The 22,847-nt window shown below is 47.3% G+C and carries 27 protein-coding genes and 1 riboswitch; of the genes, 3 read left to right on the top strand and 24 right to left on the bottom strand.

Annotated elements, in window-relative coordinates:
• Positions 1–322 precede the first annotated feature (322 nt).
• From CD05_RS20365 to CD05_RS0110675, 23 genes are all read right to left on the bottom strand, one after another.
• Positions 323–460: a hypothetical protein gene (locus tag CD05_RS20365; RefSeq protein WP_242841299.1), complete on the bottom strand. Its 138-nt coding sequence runs from the start codon at positions 458–460 to the stop codon at positions 323–325.
• Between the two features lie 29 nt (positions 461–489).
• Positions 490–984, bottom strand: a complete 495-nt coding sequence (locus CD05_RS18375; protein ID WP_278244779.1) for a DNA/RNA nuclease SfsA — start codon at positions 982–984, stop codon at positions 490–492.
• A complete protein-coding gene (locus CD05_RS0110770; protein WP_028510501.1) occupies positions 966–1,169 on the bottom strand; it encodes a hypothetical protein in 204 nt (67 codons plus the stop codon). Before CD05_RS0110770 ends, CD05_RS18375 begins: the two co-directional genes overlap by 19 nt.
• Complete coding sequence (locus CD05_RS18370) at positions 1,162–1,587, bottom strand: ATP-binding cassette domain-containing protein (protein WP_084262165.1); 426 nt, start codon at positions 1,585–1,587, stop codon at positions 1,162–1,164. The genes CD05_RS0110770 and CD05_RS18370 overlap by 8 nt, the downstream gene beginning before the upstream one ends.
• Before the next feature lie 16 nt (positions 1,588–1,603).
• Complete coding sequence (locus CD05_RS0110760) at positions 1,604–4,054, bottom strand: FtsX-like permease family protein (protein WP_028510500.1); 2,451 nt, start codon at positions 4,052–4,054, stop codon at positions 1,604–1,606.
• Between the two features lies 1 nt (position 4,055).
• Positions 4,056–6,071, bottom strand: coding sequence for a M13 family metallopeptidase (locus CD05_RS0110755; RefSeq protein WP_028510499.1), 2,016 nt, complete (start codon positions 6,069–6,071; stop codon positions 4,056–4,058).
• 167 nt (positions 6,072–6,238) lie between these two features.
• The gene (locus CD05_RS0110750) at positions 6,239–6,469 is read right to left on the bottom strand and encodes a DUF6809 family protein (RefSeq protein WP_028510498.1); all 231 of its coding nucleotides are present in this window, start codon (positions 6,467–6,469) and stop codon (positions 6,239–6,241) included.
• Positions 6,470–6,489: 20 nt separating this feature from the next.
• Entirely contained in the window at positions 6,490–7,791 is a 1,302-nt protein-coding gene (locus CD05_RS18365) for an ABC transporter permease (protein ID WP_242841252.1), read from the bottom strand.
• 44 nt (positions 7,792–7,835) lie between these two features.
• Positions 7,836–8,135 carry a hypothetical protein gene (locus CD05_RS18360; protein WP_037322953.1) on the bottom strand — a complete coding sequence of 100 codons (300 nt, stop codon included), beginning with the start codon at positions 8,133–8,135 and terminating at the stop codon, positions 7,836–7,838.
• A 12-nt stretch (positions 8,136–8,147) separates the two neighbouring features.
• Complete coding sequence (locus tag CD05_RS0110740; RefSeq protein WP_028510497.1) at positions 8,148–8,855, bottom strand: ABC transporter ATP-binding protein; 708 nt, start codon at positions 8,853–8,855, stop codon at positions 8,148–8,150.
• A 447-nt stretch (positions 8,856–9,302) separates the two neighbouring features.
• Positions 9,303–9,611 carry a hypothetical protein gene (locus CD05_RS0110735; protein WP_028510496.1) on the bottom strand — a complete coding sequence of 103 codons (309 nt, stop codon included), beginning with the start codon at positions 9,609–9,611 and terminating at the stop codon, positions 9,303–9,305.
• A gap of 44 nt (positions 9,612–9,655) precedes the next feature.
• Positions 9,656–10,588 (bottom strand): DUF4097 family beta strand repeat-containing protein, encoded by a 933-nt coding sequence (locus tag CD05_RS0110730; protein WP_028510495.1) that lies wholly within the window; start codon positions 10,586–10,588, stop codon positions 9,656–9,658.
• A gap of 1 nt (position 10,589) precedes the next feature.
• A complete protein-coding gene (locus tag CD05_RS0110725) occupies positions 10,590–11,555 on the bottom strand; it encodes a zf-HC2 domain-containing protein (RefSeq protein WP_028510494.1) in 966 nt (321 codons plus the stop codon).
• Entirely contained in the window at positions 11,545–12,015 is a 471-nt protein-coding gene (locus CD05_RS0110720; protein WP_051589118.1) for an RNA polymerase sigma factor, read from the bottom strand. Before CD05_RS0110720 ends, CD05_RS0110725 begins: the two co-directional genes overlap by 11 nt.
• 532 nt (positions 12,016–12,547) lie before the next feature.
• A complete protein-coding gene (locus tag CD05_RS19820) occupies positions 12,548–13,282 on the bottom strand; it encodes a GNAT family N-acetyltransferase (RefSeq protein WP_051588955.1) in 735 nt (244 codons plus the stop codon).
• A gap of 16 nt (positions 13,283–13,298) precedes the next feature.
• A complete protein-coding gene (locus CD05_RS18350) occupies positions 13,299–13,754 on the bottom strand; it encodes a GNAT family N-acetyltransferase (RefSeq protein WP_084262163.1) in 456 nt (151 codons plus the stop codon).
• A 324-nt stretch (positions 13,755–14,078) separates the two neighbouring features.
• On the bottom strand, positions 14,079–14,720 hold the full coding sequence (locus CD05_RS0110705; protein WP_028510491.1) for a helix-turn-helix transcriptional regulator: 642 nt from the start codon (positions 14,718–14,720) through the stop codon (positions 14,079–14,081).
• Entirely contained in the window at positions 14,698–15,369 is a 672-nt protein-coding gene (locus CD05_RS0110700) for a DUF3990 domain-containing protein (protein WP_028510490.1), read from the bottom strand. The genes CD05_RS0110705 and CD05_RS0110700 overlap by 23 nt, the downstream gene beginning before the upstream one ends.
• A gap of 153 nt (positions 15,370–15,522) precedes the next feature.
• Complete coding sequence (locus CD05_RS18345; RefSeq protein WP_156947443.1) at positions 15,523–15,777, bottom strand: helix-turn-helix transcriptional regulator; 255 nt, start codon at positions 15,775–15,777, stop codon at positions 15,523–15,525.
• A 29-nt stretch (positions 15,778–15,806) separates the two neighbouring features.
• Complete coding sequence (locus tag CD05_RS18340) at positions 15,807–16,223, bottom strand: sigma-70 family RNA polymerase sigma factor (protein WP_051588954.1); 417 nt, start codon at positions 16,221–16,223, stop codon at positions 15,807–15,809.
• Positions 16,224–16,289: 66 nt separating this feature from the next.
• Positions 16,290–17,099: an MBL fold metallo-hydrolase gene (locus tag CD05_RS0110685; protein WP_028510488.1), complete on the bottom strand. Its 810-nt coding sequence runs from the start codon at positions 17,097–17,099 to the stop codon at positions 16,290–16,292.
• A 4-nt stretch (positions 17,100–17,103) separates the two neighbouring features.
• On the bottom strand, positions 17,104–17,568 hold the full coding sequence (locus CD05_RS0110680) for a C-GCAxxG-C-C family protein (RefSeq protein ID WP_028510487.1): 465 nt from the start codon (positions 17,566–17,568) through the stop codon (positions 17,104–17,106).
• On the bottom strand, positions 17,568–18,284 hold the full coding sequence (locus CD05_RS0110675; RefSeq protein ID WP_028510486.1) for a DUF134 domain-containing protein: 717 nt from the start codon (positions 18,282–18,284) through the stop codon (positions 17,568–17,570). The genes CD05_RS0110680 and CD05_RS0110675 overlap by 1 nt, the downstream gene beginning before the upstream one ends.
• Before the next feature lie 180 nt (positions 18,285–18,464).
• Here CD05_RS0110675 and CD05_RS0110670 point away from each other — a divergent pair, with 180 nt between their 5' ends.
• The 3 genes from CD05_RS0110670 to CD05_RS0110660 are packed head-to-tail and all read left to right on the top strand — an operon-like array spanning position 18,465 to position 21,100.
• Complete coding sequence (locus CD05_RS0110670; protein WP_028510485.1) at positions 18,465–19,379, top strand: hypothetical protein; 915 nt, start codon at positions 18,465–18,467, stop codon at positions 19,377–19,379.
• Between the two features lie 15 nt (positions 19,380–19,394).
• Positions 19,395–20,576: an SPFH domain-containing protein gene (locus CD05_RS18335; protein ID WP_051588953.1), complete on the top strand. Its 1,182-nt coding sequence runs from the start codon at positions 19,395–19,397 to the stop codon at positions 20,574–20,576.
• Positions 20,577–20,581: 5 nt separating this feature from the next.
• Complete coding sequence (locus CD05_RS0110660) at positions 20,582–21,100, top strand: hypothetical protein (RefSeq protein ID WP_156947441.1); 519 nt, start codon at positions 20,582–20,584, stop codon at positions 21,098–21,100.
• 48 nt (positions 21,101–21,148) lie between these two features.
• Here CD05_RS0110660 and CD05_RS0110655 read toward each other — a convergent pair whose 3' ends face one another.
• Complete coding sequence (locus CD05_RS0110655; RefSeq protein ID WP_028510483.1) at positions 21,149–22,417, bottom strand: hypothetical protein; 1,269 nt, start codon at positions 22,415–22,417, stop codon at positions 21,149–21,151.
• 169 nt (positions 22,418–22,586) lie between these two features.
• A riboswitch (TPP riboswitch) is annotated at positions 22,587–22,694 on the top strand.
• Positions 22,695–22,847 lie beyond the last annotated feature (153 nt).

Genomic DNA, 22,847 nt, shown 5'->3' with positions numbered 1-22,847 from the left:
CTGACAAAGGTAATGGAAGACCTTTACAGCTTCCTTTGTATGTTCCTGTGATATGGCGGTTTTTTGTTTCTTTTGATATACTGCTTAAGGAGGAGAGTTCTATGAAAAAACCATGGAAGTGTGTGACAGCCGGGGTGCCGGCATTCGCTTTTGTAGCCGGAACATTCCCGGCAAACGTTGAGTGGGGGACCTCTGCTTGACAGCCACCTCAGGCAAACGGAAATGCCCCTCAGAGCCGTCCGAGCCTGCGGAGCGGAAAACTACCGTCTAAAAGAAAAGACCTGAGAAATGCTTGTGTGAGCAAATCTCAGGGCTATACCTTTTATTCAGTTACAACATTATGCACCACAGTATAAAATATCAGATCCTCTTTTCCAGTATTCACGATACTATGCTCATGTCCATAAGGACAGTAATGACATACTCCTGCCGACAGCTTTTCTTTCTTGCCGTCACATATCGCAATACCCTCACCGCTTACAATGAAATTTATATCATTGCTACCATTTTGCCTATTCTGTCGGTAGAAGAAAAAGGAGTCTGCTTTTTCGTTTTCACATAGTCGGGAATGTCGAGCTGTAAATGCTGCAAGGGCGTTTTGACCTCAAGATAGGTATTGCCCACAAGAAAATCCAGCTTTGAGATACCGAGGAACTGCTCTCTGTGTACCTCATTTCCTGTGCCTACCATATCTGCAAAACCGCCGTTTGTCAGAAAATGCTCCACATAGCGGTTCGCTGCGTTCTGGTTGATACCGATCCACGATTTGTCCGTATCTTCGGGACGGTTCAGCGATACCGCTTCTACGGTAAAGGGCGTTTTCCGCTTGGGATCACTGCTTTTGCTCATTAAACAAGGTCTGCCCGAAAGATCGAGGTTTCCCACTCTGCCCGTTGTGGGACAATGGGCATTATAAGTCTGCCCCTCATATTGAATGACCATTGTAAACTGGCTTTTCCGTTTTTCTATGATACCCTCGCACAAAGGCTCTCCTGCTTTATCGCCTTTGTGGTCAGTCTGTAAAAAGCAAGTGCAAACGCCGCAAAGATAAGGATATTCAGTATAAAATAACCACACCGTGATGGCGTGTTAGCATTAATATCCGTAACGTTCGGATTGAGCATCGGGTCGAGTATATCGTAATAGATATAGTCCAGATTTTTAAACAACAACACCAGACCAAAGCACAGACCCACATATCTCCAGTATCTCGTCCAGGTCTTTTTTCAGCTCTGCTCTGCTGCGACCCTTTGTCAGCTCGGGCAGCAGGATATTGTCCTCAACGCTTAAATTCTGCACAAGATTGTAAAACTGGAATATGAAGCCTATCGTTTCAAGGCGTAACTTTGAAAGCTCACGCTCCTTCATTTTGGTGATATCCTTGCCGCATACCTTTATCGTGCCGTCAAAATCCCTGTCAAGTCCGCCGATCAGATACAGCAGTGTGGATTTGCCGCTGCCCGACGCTCCCATGAGGGATACAAATTCCCCCTGTGCGACATTCAGAGATACATTATTCAGCACTTTAGCGGCAGCCTCGCCCTTTCCGAAAGTCTTGCTTACATTTGTTACTTCTATCAGATTCATATTGTTCCTTCCTCCGTTATTCATATTTAAGCTGTGCCGCTATGTTCATTTTTCTGAGTGCCTTTATGGGGAAAAGTGCCGAAAGTGTGAACACTGCCCACATCAGCAGACCAAGAACGATGCTGTTTGTGATGCTCATGTGTATCGGTATAGATACCATAAGTCCGTCAAGTATATTCAAAAATACCTTGTACATAAAGATCGACAGCACAACTGCCATAACAAGCGCCGCACCAGATGCTATAGCGCTCTCCGCAAAGAACATCTCTGACAGCTTTCCTCTTGTCAATGAAGTAGACAACAGCACCGCACATTCACGCTTTCTGTCCTCGAAACCGATCAGGCAGTTGCTTACCACGCCGATGAATGTAATACCGAGTGCAAGCACTATCACGCCGTCAATGATCGCCATTAAGCCTGCGCTGTCCTGACTTGCGGCTTCATGGTATTCATCATATGTCTGCACCTCCGACACCATATCGGCGGAGTGATCCTCAATGACCGAACGTACCTTTTCGGGGTCACTGCATTTGATATAGATACTTGAGGGTATATCCTTGTAGATATCCTTGAACAGCTTATCGGATATCACTACAGTCATTCCGCTGGAATTTTCATGATCGGTAAGCGATGTGCCTCTGACACGAAGCTGCTTTACATAAGGCATAAAGCCATCGGCTCTGAATGTTATCTCAGCTGTATCTCCTTCGCTAAGACTGTATTTCCGTGCCACTGCCTTGCTGATGACGATCTCATCGTATGCAAGGTCGTCGGGGATATCATCTACTCCCCTGAAAAGTTCATAACCGCCGTCCTTCCAGCCGTATATGGGAACTCCGTTTGTTGTCTGCTCTCCGTTTATCTCTATCACACTATTCTGATAATAACCGTATTCCGTTTCGCCTACCCCATCTATATCCTCTATATAGGAAAAACGTGTTCTTTCGGTAGCGCCGTCTGTACTAACGTTCAGGTCGGCGGAGCTGTTTTCGTGCATATAAAAGCTGCTCATTGAAGACGCAAAGCTGTACACCACGATACACACCGCTGCTGCCGTAAAGCACAGCACCGCGCTGCCCACCGTGCTTTTCTTTTCCCTTGCTTCCACTGCCGCGAGCCTTGCTATGGGTTTATTCTGCCTGTCAAATATCTTCACAAGAAGTCCTGCAATAAAGCGTAGTACATAAGGAAAAAGAAGTGCTGCACCGACCGCTGTGTTGACAAAGCAGATCAGACCTGCAAAAAAGTTCTCCGAGAAGAAAGCTGTTACAAAGGTAATGACTGCAAGAAGAATGCCTGAAACTGTCGAAACCCTGCCGTGTCTGTACTGCGTGTCCTTGTTTGAGAAAATGATATCTCTGATAGAGGTCTTTACCGCCGAAAGGATCTCCTTGACCGGGCAAAGGCATTCGAGTGCTACGCAGAATATTATCACTCCTGCGACCACACCGATGCTCATTTTTCCGGCATTTTCGGAAGAACCGAACTGAGAACGGTATATCATTGGGCGCAGTACGGAATATATACATATGCCTATTGCCGAGCCTATCAGTCCGTAGGCTATATTCTCTCCCAGCAGCACCGTGTATGTCAGTCTGCTCGATATACCAAGACTTCTGAAAGTGCCGATCACGGGCATTTTCTCAGTGATTATCCTCTGAGATGCCGATACCGTTACAAATATCACAAGCAGCAGACATACCGCAAACAGTATAGTAAATATCCTTGTGATGTTCCCGATCATTTCCTGTGTCTGCTCGTTTTCAAACACCGCCTGCACGTTTGCCGAGGGCAAATTGCTCTCAAGCGTTTGAACTGCGCTGTTTATTTCTTCATCATCTGCAATATCTATGTAGGCAAGCCTTGTGCCGGTATCAGAACCGCCGTAAAGACTTTTCATGGACTCATTGCTTATCACGATCGTATCGCCCGAACTGAAAAGCCCGACGTTATCGCCGTACAGACCGCTGACAGTAAAGTCAACAGGCTGTTTAGCGTTGCTGTAAAGGGTTATCGTATCGCCTACGGAATAGCCAAACTCATCGGCAAAGTCCTTAGCAAGTGCCGCCTGCATATCACCTATCTCCGCGTCATTCGGCAATACGCCCATTTCCTTTGCTTTGGGAATATCCACACCGCTGATACTGCACGCTTTCTGGGTGAGCATATCATAAGTTCCGACGATATGCTTTGTAAAGACCGTAGATCCAGTGGATAATTCCAGAACTGTGCTTTCGGGGATACCCTTTGCAAAATCGTCGTCGAGATCGTATGAGGCGGTAACAATGATGTCTGCCTTGACGAACGCCTTAGCGTTATTTGCCTTGACCGCCTGCTCCAAAGAACCCGACATATCAAAGCAGAGCATCGCCGCAAGACTGCATATGCTAACGCAGAAAAGCAGAAGGAAGGTACGCATCTTGTGCGCCCACATACTTTTCAGCGTGTGCTTGATTATAAGACTCATTTTACCACCTGCTTACCCTTTCCTCAGGAGCGCAGTACATACCGTCCCCCTCCTTTATATTGTATATCTCGTAAAACATTTCGCAGTTTGAAAGCACTGCGTTGACCCTGACCTTTCCGGGGCTGTGCTCGTCGCTCTCTAAGGCATCTATCGCATAGCTGTCAACTCTGGTCTCAGCGTAAGTGACTGCATAGTTTTCAAAATAGTTTTTCAGCTGTTCCTTATCATCTTTGAGTATATTCACGATACATTCCATTGAACCTAAATCGGCATAATTCTCACCGCTTGTTTTCTCGCCGTCAACGTGATAGATATCAAGCACGGTAAATCCGGAGAAATAACCCTGCATTTTTTCTGCTCTTTCCACAAATGCATTTCTGTCGGTATCAGAGAGCCAATCGGGAGCATATTCGCCGTTTTCGTTGTAGTCCATACACATCGTATCAAAGCCGTGACCCATTTCGTGACCTATGATCGCACCCAGTCCGCCGAGGTTCGTTCCGATATCGGCTTTGGGGTCGAAAAAAGGAGCGTGCATGATCGCCGCAGTTATGGTAACTGTATTGTTTGGATTGTAGTTTGCGTTCACTTCATAGGTTGCCATTATGGGACGTGTCATATCGAACTTCGCACCGATATTCCCAATGTTGTCATCATAGTAGCGCTCCCTTATGGCATGGAGCGTCTGCGGATAGCTTTCTTTTATCAGTTCCGCACGGGTCGGGTCGGTTTCGGATACTGCCGCATCGGGCAGGATAAATCTCATATTATCGAGTTTTTTGAGTAACGCCTTGCGTCCGTCATCTGTCAACCAGTCTGCACCGCTGATAAGTTCACGGTAGCTTTGTCTTAGCTGTTCGCACATTTCACGAACAGCGGCGTCCGCTTCGGCAGTGTAGTATTTTTCGGCATACAGTGCGCTGAGGTCATTTACAAAAAACAAATTTGATGCGATCGTATTGACACACACGGAATACTCCTTTTCCTCTCCGCTGCCGTATTCCGAAAGGCTGTCCGCTTCGGTGCTTAAAAACTCCATATTTGCCGTCACAAGTTCGGAAATAAGTATCGTTTTCCAGCTTTCAAGATTTTCCTCTGTCATCATCTCATTCATCTTTTCAAGCTGACCTCTGTCCTTTACATACCAGCCGCCATAGGTGTTTTCATCAAGCCCGAAGAACAGCTTTACCACGCTTGTATCAAGATTAGAGAAAATGCCGTTCATATCCTCCTCGCTGACAAATTCAAAAGCCGCAAATGGGTTTGCCGCTTTTCCTGCCGAAAAATCGGTACTGCGGGCAATTTCCAGTGCAAGATATACCGCCTGCTTTGCTTTGCTGTCGGCGGTGTCCTTATCATAGCTTATCGCCATCAGCATATCTCTCATGTAGTTTTTCATGCTGATACACGCTTCATCGCTGTCGGATATGTCCTCATAAGAATTTCCGCACATTCCTTTGCTCTGGTCTATCAGCAAGGCGAATTCGCCTGACTTGAAATATTTTTGCCTTACCATCGGCAGAAACGGCGTATTTGCTCCATAGGAACGGTACAGCTTTTTCCAGAGTTCCATTAGTTCACCGATACTTCCGACACTGTTTATCTTATCACACAAGCGGCGCACCTCCGAATAAACTGCGGCATTGTCATCATATGCCATTGCCTGATCGTAGACATTTTTTATCAGATATTCTGCGCTGTCCGGCTCATATTCTTTCTCCGATGTAACTATATCGCTGATAAGTCCGAGTACTTCCTGTACAGTCTGTGCATCCACTTCCTCAAAAGTACCCCAGGTCATTTCGCCGTATGCAGGCAGAGTGCCGAGCAGATGTTCTGCGTTGATATATCCGTAAAAGTCGTCCTGCGCTCTGATCGCCGATACGTCAAGAACTTGATGAGCTGCAGCCGGTTCAGCAGATGTTTCCTTTGCGCTGTCTGGTGTACAGCCGTAGAACATTCCGCTAATAACAGCAAGTGCGGAAATAAAAGATATTATCCTTTTAGTTTTCTTCATTTTCAAAACACCCTCTTGTATTCTTTTTCCTTTGATATATGTATGATACTACCGCACTCTTAACGGAACAATTGCCAAACATTAACTGAACATTAAATTATTGAGTTGCATATAAAAAAGGTCTTATCCCTGAATTAACATAAAACAAGACCACTTTATATATTTCGTTATATCTGAACTTCTATCATTAAAGCCACGCTGTCCTTGAAGCCGACCTTGTAAGCAGTGCTCATCTCAGCGGCGGCGGTATTGCTTACGCAGTCAAGTATCTTGTGGAACACATTGATCTGCTCCTCGCTAAGTGAATCTTCAAAGGGGATACAGAGCTTGCCCCACTCGTCAGAAAACTCAGCGGAGTGGATTTCACCCTGTCTGTAACCCAACATCGCATCGATCATTTGTATCTGTCCTTTCGGTTTTATTGCTGTAAAACCAACCGTCCAAACATAACCCAAATAACTGTTGCTAAGGTGTTGCCTACGGTACAGCTGTCGGCAAGTATCACCTGACTGCTGTAATTCTGAATATCGTCAAAATACCAGCTTCGCACATACCCCAGCGTATCAAAAGCACCCAGACCGAGAGTCATGACCATCATACCAACACAGGTTCCGAATATGCCCATGACCGCACGCAGCTTAGAGCGTGATATGTCACGCAGGCTGTAGCGTGAGGTAAAGCCCAGCTTATCCCAGAATGGCAGCTTTTCAAAGATGCAGGGCTTTGCGGTCTTTGCTGTTGCAGGGCGAAGCGCTTCAGATGGGTGTATCTTCAATATCTGATAGCAGCTGAGATATGCCGCACCTGTGCATACCAGCACGATGACTGCCGCCACCACAACGCTTTTGTAGTTGAAGCCGCCGCTCCAGTCGGGCAGACGGTAAAACTCCGAGAACATATCTATCATCATTTTGCCGAATGTGTAGATACCCAGCACAACACCCGTGATACACCCCAGCGCCGATAGCAGAAAACTGTATCCGAGATAGTGCAGCATTATCTTGCGCCGTTTCATTCCGATGGCGTTGAGAGTGCCTATCTGTGTGCGCTGCTGTGCTACCATACGCTTCATCGTTGTGGTTATGACAAGCAGAGCTATTGCCACGAACACGAATGAGAATATGTAGGAAAAGCTGTCGTGCTGATTTAATTCGTCCACAAGGCGGTTGAAGCCGTCGATGCTCTTGCGGTCTGCAATAAAAGAATATCCGCCGTCAAGGGCAGTGTCGATATCGTCCTCATAAGACAGCGCTTTGCCCTCACAGGTAAAAACTATCTCGTTGTTTATGCGCATTTCCTCCGGCAGAACTTTCTGCGATATATACGCAAACCCGATGTTGTGGAAATCCGTGTCTGTGTCGCTTGAAGCGCAGGAGAAGATATGCTCGGGTGACTCAATAAGTCCTTTTATCTCATTTTCAATATCCTGCCCTAAAACGTGAACAGTGAATTTATCCCCGACTTTTAGATCCCATGTGCTTGCAAAAGCCTCGAACAGCCACACTCCGTCCGTATCTGACGGGTCGAAGTCTTCACCCTTGACAGTATGAGGCTTTGTGACGGTATTATCATTCTGAAAATAGCACCATATCTCGGCGGTGTTGTAAATTTCGTCTGCCTTTCCGAGAACTACACAACGAAGCTGAACTTCCTTTATGCCGTCTATAGCATTAAGGCAACACCGCCGGGCCACCGGCGGATACCTTTGCACGCCATCCACTTGCAAATTTTCCGTCATATTACCCAAATTTACCTTGAAATACGTTAGTATTCCTGCGGTAAATTTAGCCAATCTGACGAAAAATTTGACTGCGTGTCTGACGTACAATGGTTGTTCGGTGTTGCCTTAACTCTATCAGCCTGCTCAATGTCAAATTCGCTGCCGTATATCCAGCCGTCGGAAAAATTACTGCTTTCAGAAAATGCGCTCATAGCACGCCGTCCTCCGATAACGTCCGACTGAAACCCCGTGAAGCACCACATCGCCACAACAGCAAGAATGAATATGGAGAAGAACTGTGCGTAATTGCTTTTGATATCACGCAGCATTTTTTTCTTTAGCATACCGCTGCCCCTTTACCACTCTATCTCGTCCGCCGAGAGGGGGTGATCGTTTGTCTTTATCGACTTTATCTTGGCATTCTTCATGTGAATGACCTTATTTGCGCACTTTGCGATATCGGCATTGTGGGTCACAAGAATGACCGTATTGCCGCCCTCTGTGGACAGCTTTTGCAGCAGGTCGATAACTATCTTACCCGTTTCCGAATCCAGCGCACCGGTAGGCTCATCACCCAGGATTATTTTCGGGTCTTTCGCAAGCGCACGGGCAATAGACACCCTCTGCTGCTGGCCGCCAGACATCTGAGCAGGGAACTTGTGCTTCTGGTCGGAAAGTCCAACACGGTCGAGCATCTCGTTTGCGTCAAGCGCTGACTTTTTTATGTCCTTGACCAGTGCATCATTCTCGTAAGCAGTCAGCCCGGGGATAAGGTTGTAGAACTGAAAAATGAAGCCTATAACGTCCGCACGGTACTGCGACAGCTTTTTGTCATTGAATGAGGATATCTCCTGACCGTCCACTATCACCTTGCCCGATGTCGGCACATCCATTCCGCCAAGCATATTCAGCACGGTCGATTTGCCTGCCCCCGACTGACCGAGTATCACCACGAACTCGCCCTTGTCTATCGTGAAGCTGACGTTGTTTACCGCTGTCTGAGCGCCCTCGCCCTTGCCGTAGGTCTTTACAACGTCCTTAAATTCTACAGCTGTCTCTCCCATCTTTTATTTCTCCTTGTTTTTTAACATAACACCTTTTCCGCCGATATTCCGGCTGCTTTAATTAGTTTTGGCTAACTTATTCCGCAAGAAAAAGCGACATTACGTCGCAGAATAACAGTTAGTTATGTCTAACCAAAGTATAGCACATCAGCCGAACCATGTCAAGCATTTTGAGGAAAATCGGATCTTAGTACATTTTTTAGCCGATGCTCCTGCCCGGATTTGGTATCAATGACACAGGGGTTCTATGTGTTTGCGAATTATGACCCTGAAAGGACAGCACTCCCTGCGGATACCTGTTGAAACGGGAATGAATGGACAAGGTTTTCATAAAACGGTCTGACGTTAAGCTGTCAGCGCTTTCGGATAAACACGTTTTGAATAGCTTTGAGAAAACAGGGCATAAATACAACGCAGTCGGTCATAGCCGGCTGCGTTTTCAGTTCATTATTCGGAGACATCTTGGGTGATCTGCCAGATGTCATCTGTAAAGGAAAGATGCAAAGTCCGCCTTTCACCGTTATTTTCGATGATAACAACTGAACCTTTCGGGTCATGAGCCTTATCGGCTTCACTTGCAGAAGACGAACTGCCGCCGTGCTGCATCTTGATGCTGATGATCTTGCATTTGGGGTATTTACATTCAATTGTGTCAGTTAGCTTTCTTCCCCTGCGGTCTTTTTTCGGGGTAAACAGCCGAATGATTATGATGAACGGAAACAGAAGTATCAGAAATAGTAGGTTCAGTTTATTCATGGTGTTACCTCCCTTCACGTTTTGTCATTCTTATCTGTCGATCGTTACCCTAACTTGTTTATCCTTACATCACCCGACGATGCGCTTATGCTCAGCTTGTTTTCGCCGCTGCCGCAGGTGTAGGTGTCATCACCTGTCTTTGACATAGGCAGATCGTAGCTTACATCACCTGAGGAGGTGTTTATCTCAGCTGTAAAGCCTGCATCTTCGGGAAGTGTAATATCGAGCTTGCCCGACGAGGAGGAAACGCTCACTTCCTTGGGCATCTTTCTGAGAGTGATGTCCTTATCGCCCGAAGAACTGCTCGCTTTAAGAGTGTCTGTGTATTCGCAGTCTACTTCTATCTCTCCGGATGAGGTGCTTATATCAATGCTCTGTGCATCGCCCTTCTGGTCAATAGTTACTTCGCCTGATGAGCTGTCTGCGTCAATATCAGATGCAATACCCGAAAAGCTGATATTGCCCGATGATGAGTCGGCATTAAAGCTGCCTGCGTTGCCGTTGTAGGTGAGCTTTCCCGATGAGGAATCCATTTCTGCGGTCTTTGCAGCCACACCCTCGCAGACTATATCGGCAGACGAGGTGTTCACCTTTATGTCCTCAAAGACAGTCTCTGCGGGAACGGTTATCTCAAGAGTCTTTTCTGCGCTTTTGCTGTATCTCTCGCCAGATTTGCAGAACCTTACATGAAGCGTGCTGCCGTCTGCCCAGGTGTGGACTTTGAGATTGTCATCAAGGTCTGCATCGGTCGTTTCCTTCACCTTGACCGTGCTGCCGCCTGCGGAAACTGTTACCTTTCCGCTTACCCAGTCAATATCAAGGGTGTCTATCTTATCTGTTATCTCACGGTCGCCTGCCGTGTATTTGTCTGCGTTGTCATAGCTTACTGCAAAGCCGTTTACAAAGCCCGCCGAGCAGCCGCAAAGGCACATCATTACTACACTTATCATTACTGCAAATAAAACTGTCTTTTTCATATTATTTGTTCCTCCTCTTTTTTGCTCTGAGCATACCTATCAGAGTGAATACTGCACCGATTATCATGCATACAACTGCAAGTGCTGTAAATGTTCCGAATTCATATCTGTTATTTTCTGTCTCTATATAGATAAGTGATGTGTGTTCGCCAAGGTTGAATATAAGGCTGCTGACTGTCATTATAACTGCTGTAATGCCAAGCGCAGCGGCGGTCTTGATAAGTTTGCCTGCTTTGAGATAGCGTATTATCGCAAACAGCCCCCATGCCCAGATAAGTATAGGAAGTGAGATGAATGCGGCTAAGTTATAGTATCCTGCACCAAGCCCGTTTGAGAGACCTATGCAGAGCATCATAATGATATAAAGCGCTGTATCAAGCCCCATTACCGCAAGACCCTTGTGGTTGCCGAGTATTGCAGACACAGGCTTTGCTTTTGCGGCAAACGGTGCAAAGAATACCGACAACCCAAAGAGTGTCGATGATGCCGCCGTAAAGAACCAGCTGCCGCCCGTAACGGCACAGCATACTCCGAAAAGGAGCATCAGGCTGACAGTGAATGAGCCAAGTGTCCACAAAGCCTTGTTTTCAGGAACGAGCAGCGGAACAACTATAAGCGATGCAGGTATCAGCATAGCCGATAAAACTATCATCACCCATGATATTCCGCCGGTAGCAAGCCCTACAATAAGGCAGATAAGCACGGGAAGCATGAACACTCCCGCAAAAACCGTTCCTACGACTGCACTCTTGCGCTTGAAGAACTTTGCCTGTGCCGAGATAGCATCGCTGCGGTCGGCTTCGATGATGCTTTCGATCTCTCCGCTTTTACGCATAGATTCGAGATAATCACTACATTCCTTACATTCTTTAAGATGCTCCTCAACGGCGCTGCGGCTGCTTTCGCTGCAAATGTCGTCCTGATAAAGCGGAAGGAGATCTCTTATGATATCACAGTTATTTTTCATTTTCGTCTAACCTCTCTTTCAGTTTCATCCGTGCACGATGATAAGTGACTCTTGCCCATGACTCGGTCTTCCCGAATATACTCGCTATCTGAGAGAAGGAAAGCTCTCCGAAAACTCTCAGCTGAAAGACTTCCTTATAAGGCTCCTCGAGCTCGTGAAGCGCCCGGTGTATCAGAAAGCACTGATCTTTATCTGTCAGGCTCTGTTCAAGGTCTTTGCTGTCGTCGGGAGTTGCCTCGGGTATCTCGCCGCCGTTTCGTGAGTTTCGCCTCAGCTCATCGGTATACAGGTTCTTTGCTATCGCACACAGCCACGAAAGCTGCTGTGCCTCGCCCCGAAACGGCTGCTTTGATGTCATCGCTTTAAAGAAGGTATCCTGTGTTATTTCCTGCGCTGTCTCTCTGTTTCCGGCAAGGGTCATCACAAAGGAATACACCTTCATATAACAGGTCTCATACATTTTTTCAAGGGACTCGTCCACTTATCATTGCACCTCCTTTCTTTTAGGCAACACCGTACAAAGCCTTCAGGCGGTCTTTGTGCGGTTTTGCTGTTACATAGGTTAGACGGAGAAAGTCTCATTTCGTTACAAAATAATTTTATTTTTTTTGAAATTTTTTTTTCTGCCCTGTCTGTACTATTATAATAATACTATAAAATGCCGCACCGTTCAGAATGTGATGCACAGCTCCTTGCATCGGCACATCGGGTTGGGAGATCATAAGTTTAAGTATCTCATACGGATCCTTGCTGTCTGTGCGGAGACATATTTCTTTAAGGCAACACCGCACAACCATTGTACGTCAGACACGCAGTCAAATTTTTCGTCAGATTGGCTAAATTTACCGCAGGAATACTAACGTATTTCAAGGTAAATTTGGGTAATATGACGGAAAATTTGCAAGTGGATGGCGTGTAAAGGTATCCGCCGGTGGCCCGGCGGTGTTGCCTTAAAGCTGTTCATTGTGTCTCCTCTTTTCGTGGTCGGGCAGTTATTCACCTGATATTAACTCTATCGTCGAGCATTGTAAAGTCATTACAAAGCCCGAACCTTCCGCAAGTTTTTTAGAGCCGATATTCTTGCTGTGACAAGCCCATACAGGTTTTTTCCCTGATGCTATTATCGCTTTTATCATTTCGTTTACGGCAATCTTCGCCAAGCCTTTTCCTCTGTATTTTTCGGCAGTCTCTACGCCTATATCTACTTCATCGTTGCAAATTGCTGCTGAAAACGCCCATGAGACAGGCACGTTATCATACATGACAGCATATCCGAATCCGTTTTTGAGAAATTGATCGGCGTTCCATGAAAAAGAAGGTGTAATCGTTCCGTCAAGCTGCCCGAGCAATTCTATGTCTATCTTTTTTATCGAATATGCTCTGCTTTCAGTCAAAACTCCTTGATCTGCGTATTCATAAAAACAGCGTTCATTTATTTGTATGTCCGGCATTTTTTTAAAAAACCGAGTTATGTATTCTTTCTCGGAAAACAACACAAAACGCCTTTGTGATCTTTTCATAAGAGAATACACATCATTCAGAAAGGTCTCTTCCGTATCTCCGCACAGAAATGCAAAACCGCAGTCATGGTGAAAAAGCATTGCCTTCCCGTCAGTATAAGCTTCTCCGCTTTGATAGCCCTGTGTCATCGACATCGGATAAACAGTTCCGCATTTTATCTCTTTTGCAATATCATTATACTGCGAATAGTTTTTTACTTTGTACATGATACTCCTCCGCAAATCAAAAACGAGTTATGGTGTAACGAGGTCCTTCTTCGCCTATTTTGCCGTTTAATACAAATCCGCATTTTTCAAGGACTCTTTTTGAAGCAGCGTTTTCGGGCTCTGTTTCGGCTTCAATAGCAGTTACGTCTGGTTTATTCAAAGCCCATTCCAGGACCGCTTTTACTGCTTCGGTTGCATAGCCGTTGTTTTGATGTTTTTCATTGATCCCGTATCCTATCTCGGCAATACCGTTTTTATCAAGCCCTTTAAAGCACAATTCTCCGATATGCGTACCGGTCTTCAACTCGATCATCCATATGGCATACCATTCCCATTGATCGGGGTTATTCAGGCAGCCATTCAGCATTTCTGAATAAGCGAGTTTGAGTACATCAATTGTTTGTGACTCTATGAACGTTTCCATTTCTTCCTTAGAAGCTGCATATATTCTCAGTCGTTTGGTCTCTATCATTATGACCTCCAGTTGAATTAGGATTTACCGCATCACGAGTGGTGTTGGTATTTTATATTATAGCATACTTTGAACTTCATTTCAACCGGAGCATAGCTTACCTTAACAATGGTCAAGGTGAAATAGTGCATAAATAATAAGGACTAAGCGAAGATAATAAAATATCCCCTCACTCATAACCAATGGTATGAATGGGGGGATCATTTCAAAGAACTTATCATGTTTTACCCAAAACATAATATTATTAAATGACAACGGGATAAACTAAACACCGGCTCGTAGGGTGTGCTCTGAGCCGGTGTTATTGCGTTATATCAAATTGGTTTAATACTCAATAAGTTCTTCCATACGGCAATGAAGCGCCTTGCTCAGCCGAAGTAAGGTGATGGCTGCGGCGTTGTTGATGTCTCTTTGACGCTGCTCAAAAAGCTGTATCTGCCGCACGGCGACACCTGAATCGGCGGCAAGCTGTGACTGAGAAAGCCCGCAGTTTATACGCTTAGTCTTAAGACGTGTGGCAGGCATTGCGTTTTTTATAAGCTCGTCCATATGCTGAGTGAAGTGTTCAATATCCATTTCGTGATAAACAGAGTACATTGAAATGATGTCTGACAAGGGAACGGCATTCAGTATTTCCATAAACGGTCTTGATGAATGCCACTGATAATATGCAAGCGCCCAGCCGCACCAGTATTCAGGGCTTTTATCAAGATACATAATATCTTCGCTGTCTGTAAACGGAGTATTTGTCTGTGAAAGAACTGACCTTGCAAGCTCACAGCCTGTCATACCTGCAACATATTTCGGATTGCCGCTGCCAAACTGTTTAGATGCATCAGAGACTGCAAAAGCTGTGCCGAATACATCAGGCTCCAGATGCAGAGTAAGCACGGCAAAATCAACTGCGTGGCCTAAAATGCTTTGTGCTGTATTGATATATGATTCATCGTAAGCGCGGATCTCCATTCTTAATGCCCTCCCTCATTATATCGAGCATAAAAATATCATTTATGCTGTCCTGCGAGCGTTTCGTTTTTCTGTATTCACGGCGTGCTTCGGTGTCCCTTGTGTTTTTCTTGATATAGTAGGTCTCGGCATCGGCAGGCTCTGCACCTGCAAAACGGATATGAGAAAATGATCGTTGGCTTTTGAAAACTATTTGTTCTCCAAGCTTGCCGAGCAGCATAGCTTCCGAGAGCTTTGACAGAGAGATCGTTCCTGCGACAAAATCCTGAGCGAACGAAAAATAAGAGTCATCTGCACGGTAACCGATGATAACATCATAATCGGATGGGTCTATAAAGAAGTTTTTATACAGATACTCTTTGGCTTCCTCTGAAATGCTTCCGCTCTGCCAGTATGTCCTGAACTTTGTCAGTATGGCAAGCCAGTTTAAAATAGAATAATCAGGTGAATTCAGATTCAGCACTGACAATCCGTCAAGATCTGCGTCATAGCGATTGGCAAAGCCGTCACGATTGTCAGAGCAAGCCCATTCTTTGGCAAGCTCAATACTCTCGGTCGTATAGAATCCATATCCATAATCATTTGCTCTTTTGCTGCCGTTATACGTCGGTGTCTCTATAATATGGTCAGAACCATGATAAACGATCATAAAAATCACTCTCCCAAGTATTATTATATCGCCATAGCGATACAATGTCAATAGGCGCATCTGTTTTTCGGTAAAGTGCATAAATGAAATTATGCAAAACTGACGTTGATGATGTCGATCATAACGCCTTCGCCCGCAGATCATAAAAGTCATTTACTCATCACTCAGCTCAGATGTCTCACACCCGAAGACCTCAGCCGTTTTTGCGAGCTTGCTCTGATGATAAAGCTTTGTTTCCCCGTTTTCCCAGCGAATATATGTCGAGCGGTCAATGCCTATGAGCGTGGCCGCTTGTTTTTGCGTTAAGCCTTTTAGCGTGCGGTAGTATCTCAGCTTGTTCTTTGTCGGCGCATCCTTACCAATAGGGCAGGGGAGGTCATTCGGGCTGAAGCTGTGCTTATACAGCATTTCTGTTTTGTCGGGCTTGTCCGGCGAGGTCACGAGGTAAAGACTGTCAGATACCTTGCAGACAAATTCTCTGCGATCATCTCCGACATCTGTGTCCGTGTTGATAGAATAGCGTTTTCCACACACCTGCTCGCATATGTCGCAAAGCGTGTGCCTTTTTTGTAGTCAAAGGTCGAAACGCCTTTTATCAGCCCGACTGTGCCTATCGAGATAAGGTCGTCCTGCTCGGAAGATGTGTTGTAGTATTTTTTGATGATGTGTGCGACCAGGCGCAGATTGTGGCTTATCAGCTTGTCTCGTGCTCCCTTGTCGCCCTGCTCCATTTTCTCAAAGCATTCTCTCTCCTCGGCGGCTGACAACGGCTTCGGGAAGACGCTGCGCCCGTCAAAGTGAAGTGCGAAGTATAAAAGGTTTTCGCACAGAAACCGGTATATATGCTCAAACATGATTATCCCCTCCGGGAGTATTATATTCACCGGAGGGGTCGTACTATTCTTATATTATGTGCTCTGTCACAAAGCCCTTTCTCCCGAGTGCAGAGCGATTAGCTTGTCGCCCATGATGCCCTTCATCATCTCAAAGGCAGGTATCCCCGTGCAGTGGCCGCTGTAAAAGACAGTGTGCATTTTTGAGAGCTCCTCTGCTGTCTGAATGATGACAGCCATTTCTTCATCGGTGTACACGCCGTCCTTTTTCATCATGTGAAAGCCTGTCAGACAAAAGTCGGGCTCACTTTGGAATATCTCTTTGTAGCGGTCGAGGATATTGAGTATCCCGTTGTGTGAGCAGCCCGAGAGCAGCCAGCGTTTGTCGCCTTGTGTGATGACAAGACACTGCTCGTGCGAAAAATCATCAGGCACCTTCACGCCGTTTTCGAGCCGTGAGAGTTTGAGGTTCCCTTGAGGATAGCACCGCCTGCCTGTTATGCCGCTGAATAAAAACAGCTCGTCATCAAGCTGCATATCGCCGTCAATGAGCTGAATATTCGGCAGGTTCAGTATGTCCTTGTCAATGCCTATGTAACGCTCGCCGTTGTAGTGCGGCTCGGCAGCTTTTTGCTGCATTATTATCTGTGCAGTTCGGTTTACCTGTGAAAATGGGAGTATGCCGCCCGAATGGTCATAATGCCCGTGGCTGAGAATGACCGTGTCAACAGCCGATAAGTCAACTCCTAAGACCTCAGCGTTTTTCACTACGGCATCAGTCTGCCCCGTGTCAAGCAGCAGCTTGTGCTTTTGCGTCTCGATGTAGAGCGAAAGCCCGTGCTCTGCTGTGCAGCGCTCATCACCGCAGGTGTTTTCTACAAGTGTTATTATCTTCATAGGCTTACCTCTCGGGCGGGTTTTCTTCAAGATACCTGTCAAGTATCTTCGCCGCCGTGCGCACAAACTTTATGCAGGGGCGCACCTTGTAATACTGCTCTGTGCGCTTTTCGGGTGTGGGGGTGCTTGTTACGCCAAGGCCTTTTAAAAGGTCACGGCAGATGATAGTTTCGTGCTCCCTGCGAAATTCCTCTGCAAGGTACTGAATGCGCTTGTAGTGCTCGGTCTTGACATTATGGTCAAGCTCCGTTCCCTCGCCGTAGAGGATACCTGCTACCATGAACATCGCCGAGCAGGTGCCGCATACCTCACGCATACGCCCCATTCCGGCACCGAAGGAGGACGACAGGCGCTTTGCAAGCTGCTCGTCCATGCCTGTTACATCTGCAAAGGCCACAAACACCGACTGGGCGCAGTTCATGCCCCCGGCAAAGAGCGAGGCGGCTTTTTCAACGTGGTCGTACTTCATCAGTGTTTACCGCATCCGTGGTCGCCGCATGAGTGACCCTCGCTGTGCTCGTGACCGTGGTGGTCGCAGGTGGGGCTCTCATTCTGTATAAGTGTCTTTGCAAGGAACGAAGCCACCGCATCATCAGCGCTGCCCATGTTGCCGCCGTAGAGAGTGATGCCTGCCTCCTGCATAGCCATCTGTGCTCCGCCGCCGATGCCGCCGCAGATAAGCACATCAGCCTGTGCATTTTTCAAAAATCCTGCAAGTGCGCCGTGCCCTGCACCCTCAGTGCCGACCACCTGTTCGTTTATCACCTTGCCGTCAGCTATGTCGTAGAGCTTGAACTGTTCTGTCCTGCCGAAGTGCTGGAATATCTGTCCGTTCTCATAAGTTACTGCTATTCTCATAATGCCTGTTCCTTTCCTTGCTATCTCCTGAGAGATGCTGTTATTGATCGTGTAGTTTCCGCCCGAAATAACGATGCGCCTGCCCTCGACCAGCGCCTGTGCAAGCTTTCTGCGTGCGGTGTCGTATATCGCCGTGACAGTAGTGCGTGCAACGTTCATCTGAGCTGCACACTGCTCCTGCGTTTTGCTGAAATAGTCTATCAGCCGTATCGTCTCAAACTCATCAAGCGACATAATTACCGTGTCGCTCGCCTTGTCCTGATCGGGCGCAAAGCTCCAGTAATCAGGGTAGCAGCATATCCGGCGTGATTTTTGCGGTCTTGGCATAGCCACATCTCCTTTCTGACTTATGTCAATTATAACATAATTTTCGACTTATGTCAAGTATCGCTTCTACGGCACCTGATCATTTACGGTTTTGAGCATTTTACACAAAATCATTGACATTTGTGTTAAATTGTGCTATAATAGTAACAAATCAGACGGGTGTTACGGGGAGGTGACAGTATGGGATTTTTTGAATCGATAAGCCAGCAGCTCTCGAATATCTCAAAGGAGATAAGCAACGCCAAAAAGAGCTACAACGACGCTGTTTCAGTGGAGAAGCCGGGTGACTGGTGCGCAAAGCTGTGTATCCCGAGCGAGAACTGCAAGGACTGTATAGAGGAGCGCAGGCTCACAGAGGCAATGCTAAAAGAGCTTGAGACTATGGAGGACTATGCCGAAAGCTCACCCGAGGAGATAAAGGAGCTTATGAAAAGCAGGCTTTCCAAGTGTACTCTCTGCGGTGCGCCGATAGAGAGCGGCGAGAGCGCTTGCCCATACTGCGACACCGACTACCCCGAGGGCATGATAAGCATAGACATTCCCGTTTCAAAGGCGGAGAGAAAGAGCGCTATGCTAAAAAAGGCCGAGGAGGCGTGGGGGCACAGTGTTAAATGCGGTATGATAAGTGTAAAAAACATCAAGGAGCACCCGGCGCAGGGGTTTATCGGAAAGCTGTCGGGGCTTGCTGTCGGGCTGGCAGATGCAGGTGCAAACCTCAATAAGATGGATTCCTCGCAGATACAGCAGATGGCAAAGCAGTATAATGAGAGCCTTTCGGGGTATCTCAGGGGTGCTATCAGCGGCAGTTATCATTCCTTTGGCAGCTATAAGCTCGAGGAAGAAAGAAAGAGAATGAACGAGCAGGCTGCACGCAGCAGGCAGATAGAGGCTGAGCGGCAGGCAAAGCTCAGCCAGATACAAAATGAAAGACATCAGCGCGAGCTTGGAATGATAAAGATACGGACTCCGCAATACAGCGGAGGTGCTGACAGATTTTGCGGCAACTGCCGATATTTCTGGGGCGGTAACAACTGCTCAAACGGCGGGCACACAAACGGTGCAAGCGACTATTGCGGATGTTGGGCGCTCAAATAGCAAAGAGGTGACAAGATGGGACTTATAAAAGCATTTACACAGAGCGCATTCTCATATATCGGCGATATATGGGAGGACTATATATACTGTGACGCTATGAGCAGCGATGTGCTGATACAGAAAGGCCACGCCAAAAGCTCCGGCGGCGGTGCGAACAAGGACGATAATGTTATCACGCAGTTCAGCCGCATAGCCGTTAATGCCGGGCAGATGCTCATTATCGTCGAGGACGGGCGTATAGTTGACTTCACTGCCGAGCAGGGGGGTTATGAATACAGCTTTGACACCGAGCCGTCAGCTTTCACAGGCGATTTCGGCGATGCGCTCGATGCAGCCTTTGAGCAGATGAAAAAGCGTTTTGCATTCGGCGGTATCGCAGGCAAGGATCAGCGTGCATACTTTGTAAACACCAAGGAGATAATGAACACACGCTTCGGCTTTGGCAACGTGCCCTACCGTGACAGCGAGTTTGACCTGACTATAACCGTGCAGGGGTACGGCGTGTTCTCCTTTATGATAACCGACCCGATAACCTTCTACACATCAGTCAGCGGCAACGTGGCAGAGCGCTATGAGAAAAAGCTGCTCGAGCCGCAGATAAAGGCCGAGCTAAGAGACGCTATCCTGCCGGCGCTCGGCGAGCTTGCAAAATCAGGTGTGCGCTACGACGAGCTGCCATCGAAGACCAAGGAGCTTACAGATATCCTCCGTGAGAAGACGGCAAAGCTGTGGAAAGAGGGGCGTGGCATCGAGATAATGTCGATAGCCCTGACAAGCATTCTGCCGGACGATGCAAGCATAGACAAGATAAGAGACCTGCAGGAGAGCAGGGCGTACTCGAAGGACAAGTCGATGCTCGGCGCAAGGGTAGGCGCTGCTCAAGCAAACGCTATGGAATCCGCCGCAGAGAACACCGCAGGCGCTGTGACAGGCTTTATGGGCATGGGGTTTGCGCAGAATGCAGGCGGCGTCAATGTCAACGAGCTGATGAAGGAAGAACCAAAGCCCAAGGCGGCATCTGCCGGCGAGGAATGGGTCTGCGAATGCGGCATGACCAACACCATGCGCTTTTGCCCCAACTGCGGTAAGAGCAGGCCTGAAAAGAAGGTGTGCAAAAGCTGCGGCTTTGAATTCCCGGCCGAGCTTATGAAAATGAAATTCTGCCCTAACTGCGGCAGCAACACGGAGGGACAGTGATCTTTATGAGCGAGCACAGAAGCATTATAGCGCTCGACGGTGCAGAATACTTTGACAAAAAGCTGAGTCTTGGCCTTAAGCTCACTGTCAGGGCTTATGTGGGCTATTCGGGTGAGCTTGATGACAGGCTGATAGCTGCCACAGATAAGGCGTTTGAAAAGATACTCAGCGAAGGCCTTAACACACTCGCAAGGAACGGCTGCTCCTATGATGAGATAATAAGGCATCAGGCCGAGCTTTGCGATATGATGAAAGAAGCAGTCGGCAGCCTTGAAAACATGAGGCGGTATATCAAGGTCGAGTCGCTTACCTTAAGGGAGCTCTACCCGGCGCTTGAGGATCACCCACGAATCATCAAGGCTAAAAAGCGCATAGCCGACAGCGGCAGCATCACAAAGACATGGGTGTGCAAAGGCTGCGGCAGCGAGCAGACGGGGAAGTTCTGCAAGATATGCGGCACCGGCAAGGACGGCACACCGCCTTCGCAGGAGAAAAAAGCGCTCACTGATAAAGCTAATGCATAAATAAAACCGGGCGGTATCCCAGAAAAAATGGGTGCCGCCCGGAGTATTTTACTGTGGAAGAACAAAGTCGCTTATCTCAAAATGCCAGGGCTTTTCGCATTCGCAGCCTATGTCGTTAAGCCTTAGCTGGTTTGCAAAGTGCTCGGCATACCTGGGGTCATCGTTTCGCTGCATTATGTTTATGCAGAAGATGTCACGCAGCGAGAATATCTCGACCGATATTCCGCCGCTAAGACTCATGTCAAGAAACGGATAAAAGCTCTCGATGTACTTGTCAAGTCCGCAAAAAGGCACACGCCCGGTGTAGCTCACCTCAAAGGTGTTCTGTCCGATGCTGTCTGTAAGAAATGCCTTCATGTGCTTATGCTTTTCTTTGAGCGAGAGCGTGCCGAGCTTTTTCTCGTTTGCTATGTGCGCATTGATGCTCAGCTTGTCGTTGTCATCATCAGCCCTGACGATTATTGTGCCTCGTGCCATAGTGTTTAGCAGCTCGATATCTCTGTTTCGCATTCTGTTTGTGTAGGTGATAGGCACTATGTTTACATGGCACATATGGCTCAACGGCTTGCCGAGAGCCTTTCTGTACTGGTGCTGCATACCGCATACTATCGGCAGCTCAGTATCAGGGTGCAGCTCGGATATGGCACGGTACATTATCGAGGCTATGAACGATGCCGGGCTTCCGTCAACGCTTGAAGCAAACCTCATCATGTCCTTCTGCTTGATCTTGAAGCAAAAGCAGGTCCATTTGTCACGGCTCTCATAGCCTGCCGGCTGGTCATCGAGCGTGAATATCTTCTCCTCCCTGTCGTTTATCCCGAGCGGAGCTGTATCCACAGGCTCGTCAGGGAAGGGGTAGTCCTCAGCCTCGGCCTCAGCTATCTCGCTGTCAGGCAGGTTGATCCCTGAGGTGTCAAACTCATCCTCCGGGTGAAGTATGTGCAGATAGCTATAAAGCAGCGTCTTTATAAAAGGAAACTTGCCGTTGCCGTCTGTCAGGAAATGCGATGTGTCAATGTATATCCTGCTGCCCTCATATGCTATGGCGAAAAGATGTCCGCCGCTTTCCTCACCGCCGAGGGGAATGGCTCTGCTGCCGTGGCTTATGACAAGCGGGCTGGGGTCATGCTCCAGAACATAGCTCTCGCCCCTGCGCACCAGCCTGACTGAAAAATACGGGTATCTTTTGATAGCCAGGCCGGCAGCTTCTCTCAGCGCTTCTGCGTCCACCGGCTCTGTGAGCTCAATGTGCGTTCTTATCGTGTTGTGCAGGTCACTGCCTGCGGCGTATAATAGGTTGTTTACTCTGTATTCCATGCTTCTCACCAGTTGTTTTTAGTATCTTTCCGTTAATTATATCATAAATTCTCTTAAATTTCAAGTGCCGGGCGGATATTTGCTGCAAAATTGAGAATTCAGAATAAATTAAGACTTATCTTCTGTGCGGCTATTGACAAAGCGGCGTATTAGTGGTATCATTATCTTGCAGAGATAAAAAGGGAGCTTTGAATAGGCTGAGAGGAAGCAAAGCTATGCTTCGACCTGAAACCTGATTCGGATAATGCCGACGTAGGTGCTTTATGATGCGTTTTGTCATTATGTGCATTTGCTGAGGTCTTCCGTTTTGGGAGCCTCTGTTTTTATGTTGATAATGAAAGGAAGTGGCGAAAGGATATCCCGATGATTCGGGCGGATAGAAGGGGAGCGCCTTGTGTCTTGTATTTTTGCGATGGGAACCCGTGTTTCG

The organism is Ruminococcus sp. NK3A76, from assembly GCF_000686125.1.
Lineage (GTDB): Bacteria > Bacillota > Clostridia > Oscillospirales > Ruminococcaceae > NK3A76.
This window is presented reverse-complemented; position numbering and strand designations above follow the sequence as displayed.